4 protein-coding genes are annotated in these 3,625 nt (G+C 70.0%); 2 read left to right on the top strand and 2 right to left on the bottom strand.

Annotated features, from left to right (window positions below):
* Positions 1–502 (bottom strand): MFS transporter (locus Q0672_RS18540; RefSeq protein ID WP_298624655.1); only part of this gene is annotated, 502 nt, incomplete at its 3' end.
* A gap of 124 nt (positions 503–626) precedes the next feature.
* Between Q0672_RS18540 and Q0672_RS18535 the strand changes: the two genes are divergently transcribed.
* The gene (locus tag Q0672_RS18535) at positions 627–1,541 is read left to right on the top strand and encodes a LysR substrate-binding domain-containing protein (RefSeq protein WP_298624653.1); all 915 of its coding nucleotides are present in this window, start codon (positions 627–629) and stop codon (positions 1,539–1,541) included.
* Between the two features lie 40 nt (positions 1,542–1,581).
* Here the strand turns inward: Q0672_RS18535 and Q0672_RS18530 are convergent, their stop codons facing one another.
* On the bottom strand, positions 1,582–2,541 hold the full coding sequence (locus Q0672_RS18530; RefSeq protein WP_298624651.1) for an alpha/beta fold hydrolase: 960 nt from the start codon (positions 2,539–2,541) through the stop codon (positions 1,582–1,584).
* A gap of 178 nt (positions 2,542–2,719) precedes the next feature.
* Between Q0672_RS18530 and Q0672_RS18525 the strand changes: the two genes are divergently transcribed.
* Positions 2,720–3,508, top strand: a complete 789-nt coding sequence (locus Q0672_RS18525) for a hypothetical protein (RefSeq protein ID WP_298624649.1) — start codon at positions 2,720–2,722, stop codon at positions 3,506–3,508.
* The last annotated feature ends 117 nt before the right edge of the window (positions 3,509–3,625 follow it).

The following is a 3,625-nucleotide window of genomic DNA, read 5'->3' as shown; positions in this document are numbered from 1 at the left end:
CGATCAGCCCTTGCGAGGCCGGCACCAGCACGAACTGCCCCAGCCCGCCGATGGCGCCGGTCACGCCCAGCGCCCAGCTGCGCCGCTCGGCCGGCATCAGGCGGCTGATCGCCCCATACACCACCCCGAAGGCGGTGCCCGACAGCGCCACGCCCACCACCAGCCCGGCCGACAGGGTGAAGGCGGCGGGGCTTCCGGCCTGGGACATCGTCAGCAGGCCCGCCCCGTAGCACAGCAGCCCGCCGGCCAGCACCCGGCGCGAGCCGAAGCGGTCGGCGATCATCCCGGTGAAGGGCTGGGCGATGCCCCAGATGAGGTTCTGCAGCGCGATGGCGAAGCCGAAGGCCTCCCGCGACCAGCCTTGGTCGAGGATGATCGGCAGCTGGAAGATGCCCTGGGCGTGCCGCACGCCGAGGCCCATCCCCATGATGAGGCCGCCGGCGACGACGATGAGCCAGGGGTTGGCGAGCCACGCGGGCCCGGGCTTGGAGTGATCGGTCATGGTGCTTGCTCGCATTCCGTTGGTGAATCCACAATGGCGTGGGCCTCACGCCATGCCTTGATTAAAGCGGGGCTGGGCCGGCGGCTCAAACGAGTTTTTCGATCAACTGGGATGAGGAATCGGAATGTCAGCACCGCTTGTTCGGTTGCCCTCGCTGGATCTCGTCCGCGGCTTCGTGGCGGTGGGGCGGCGGATGAGCATCACCCTCGCGGCCCAGGATCTGTGCCTCACCCAGTCGGCGGTGAGCCGGCAGATCCACGCGCTGGAAGACGCGCTGGGCATCAAGCTGCTGGTGCGCGGGCACCGCTCCATCGCCTTCACGCCGGAGGGCGAGCGCCTCTTCCGCAGCGCCGACAGCGCCGTGCAGCAGCTGCAGGACGTGGTGGGCGAGCTGAAAGGCCCCACCGGCCGGCGCATGGTGACGATCACCTCCACCATGGGCCTCACCGGGCTGTGGCTGATGCCGCGGCTGGGCAACTTCCTGCAGCGCCACCCGGAGATCGAAGTGCGGGTGTCGGCCAACAGCCGGGCGGTGGACCTGAAGGCCGAGGGCATCGACCTGGCGATCCGCTACGGCGCGCCGGGTGCCATGCCGGAAGGCGCCGAGCTGCTGCTGAAGGAAACCATCGTGCCGGTGGCGCACCCGTCGCTGGGCCTCACCGCACTGGATTCGCCCGAGGTGCTGGCCGGGCAGGTGCTGCTGGAGTTCGACGGCCCCTTCCGCCCCTGGCTGCAGTGGAGCGAATGGCTGGCGCGTTTCGGCTGGGAGGGCGCCAAGCCCCGGGGCGTGCTGCGCTTCAACGTGTATGACCAGCTGGTCCACGCCGCGGTGGCCGGTCAGGGCATCGCGCTGGGGCGCCTGCCCCTGGTGTCGCCGATGCTGGCCGACGGCCGGTTGGTGCGGCTGGCCATCCCCCGCCCGGGCCCGCACCCGGAGCACGCCTTCTGGTTGCTGCACGCCGAGGCGCCGCTGCGGCCCGAGGTGGCGGCGGTGGTGGCGTGGGTGCGGGAGGAGGCAGCGGGGGGTAGTGGGAAGTAGGAAGTAGGTAGTGGGCGCGGCCCCTACTCCCCAGTACCCATTACCCATTACCCACTCCCCATTCACCCACTACCTGCCCTTTGGGCGCGGGCGGCAGGCGGCCGTGGCGGAGCCATTCGAGGGGGATCTTCCACAGGTCGTGCTCGAAGCGGCTATGGAAGAACGCGAAGTGACCGATGGCCGTCTGGCCGATGGCGTCCGGGCGCAGGTGCAGGTGGGTGCGCGGGCTGTTCTGGTAATAGCCGAGCAGGCGCTGGATGGCCGAGGTGGTGCCGAACTCGTCGTCGGACACGCTCACGGCGAGGGTCTCGGCGCGCACGGCGGCGAAGCGGCGGACGAGCTCGTCGCGCTCGGCGTCGGGCAGCACGCGGGCGCCGCCGCGGCGCCAGATGTCCTCGAAGCGCGGATGGCGGGCGGTCCAGTCGCGCACCACGCCCTTAGGGGTGTCCTCCAGCCAGCCCAGCCGGCCGCCGGGAAAGTAGCCGAGGACGGCGGTGAGGGCCGGCATCACCACGTGCCACTTGAAGAGCAGCCCGGCCCGGCGGGTGGGGGCGTAGTCGCGCCAGTAGGCGTACTGGGCGCCCATGCTGAACACCCGCGACACCCGGTGGCTGGATTCGGCTAGCCCGATCAGGAAACCGCCGACGCTGTGGGCCACCACCTGCACCGGCTGGCCGGGAAACTGCGCGAAGGCGTATTGCAGCGCGGCTTCAAAATCGAGCCGGCCCCAGTCGATCCAGCCGGCCTCGAAGTGGCGCATCCGCGCCGGACGGGATTCGCCGATGCCCCGGTAGTCGTAGCTCACCACGTCGAAGCCGTGGCGGTGCATGAAGGCCGCAAAGCGCGCGTAGTAGCGGCAGCGCACCGAGGTGGCCGGGTTGATGATGACCACCGGGCGGCGGGCGTCGGCCTCCAGGTGGCGCCAGCAGAAGCCCTTGAGCGTGTAGCCGTCGCTGGCAGTGAAGGAGATCGGCTGGGCCAGTGGCGTGTTCGGGTCCATGGGGTTGCCCTGGGGCGTTGATTCGATGGAAGAAATGGTAGGGGCAGGCCCCGGCGGCTTCAAACGATTCGTCGGCATGCTTTGCATGCGGTGGACGAATGCCGGCGGCGGCCTTTGCAAGCCCGGGGCTGGCTTGTAAAAATGCGCTCCGTCGATGAGTCGTTGAAGGAGGATGAACATGCATTCCCTGATTGCCGAACTGCAGCGCCTGTTTGGCCGCCCGGGGCAGGACCTGCCCGACCCGCTGCCCGAGGCGGGCTTCGCCCTCGATCTGGTGAGCCCGGACGCGCGGGTGTGGACGATGGTGATCGGCATCGCCCCGGCGGCGGGCTGGGCGCCGGTGGCGGCCCTGTGCGAAGGCGTGGTGAATGAGCTGGGCCTGCCCGCGCCGGCGGTGTCGGTGGCGGGCAGCGCGGGCTTCCGGGTGTGGTTCTCGCTGGCCGATCCGGTGCCGCTGGAGCGGGCCGAGGCTTTCCTCGCCGGCCTGCAGGCGCGCTTCTTGGCCGAGGTGCCGGCGGCACTGGTGAGCCTGCTGCCGTCCGCCACGGCGCGGCTGGTGCCCCTCGCCCCGGCCCAGGCGGCGGGCGACGGCCGCTGGACGGCCTTCATCGATCCGGCCATGGGCTGCATGTTCGCCGACGAGACCTGGCTCGACATGGCGCCCAGCCCGGAGCGCCAGGCCGATCTGCTGGCCGGCTTCAAGTCGATCGGCGCGGCGGATTTCGGGCGGGCGATGACGGTGCTCGAACCCGGCGGCCCCGTGGTGCCTGCCCCGATCGGCCCGGTGGCTGGGCTGGTGATGGAACCACCCGCCGTGCCCGGTTCGGCGCCGCATATCGGGTTGGCGGTGGGGAGCGGATTTGTCGATCCGAAGAGTTTTCTGATGGCGGTGATGAATGATCCGGGGGCGAGCGCGGATCACCGGATCGAGGCGGCGAAGGCGTTGTTGCCGTATTTTGAGGGGTGAGGTTTTGCGTGCTGTAGGTCGGACTTCAGTCCGACAAACCGAGGTTTGTGCGGCCGTGATGCCGGACTGAAGTCCGTATATGGACTCCTCCCGTTTTGCCAGCGCGAATGTTGGACA

This window comes from uncultured Zoogloea sp. (genome assembly GCF_937894855.1).
GTDB classification, from domain to species: Bacteria; Pseudomonadota; Gammaproteobacteria; order Burkholderiales; family Rhodocyclaceae; genus Zoogloea; species Zoogloea oryzae.
Note: the sequence above shows the minus strand (reverse complement) of the source record. Positions and strands in the feature narration are given on the sequence as shown.

Bases quoted from the DNA above. Each gene is read 5' to 3' on its own strand.
- Q0672_RS18525 (WP_298624649.1), top strand. From the start codon at position 2,720: ATGCATTCCCTGATTGCCGAACTGCAGCGCCTGTTTGGCCGCCCGGGG.
- Q0672_RS18530 (WP_298624651.1), bottom strand. From the start codon at position 2,541: ATGGACCCGAACACGCCACTGGCCCAGCCGATCTCCTTCACTGCCAGC.
- Q0672_RS18535 (WP_298624653.1), top strand. From the start codon at position 627: ATGTCAGCACCGCTTGTTCGGTTGCCCTCGCTGGATCTCGTCCGCGGC.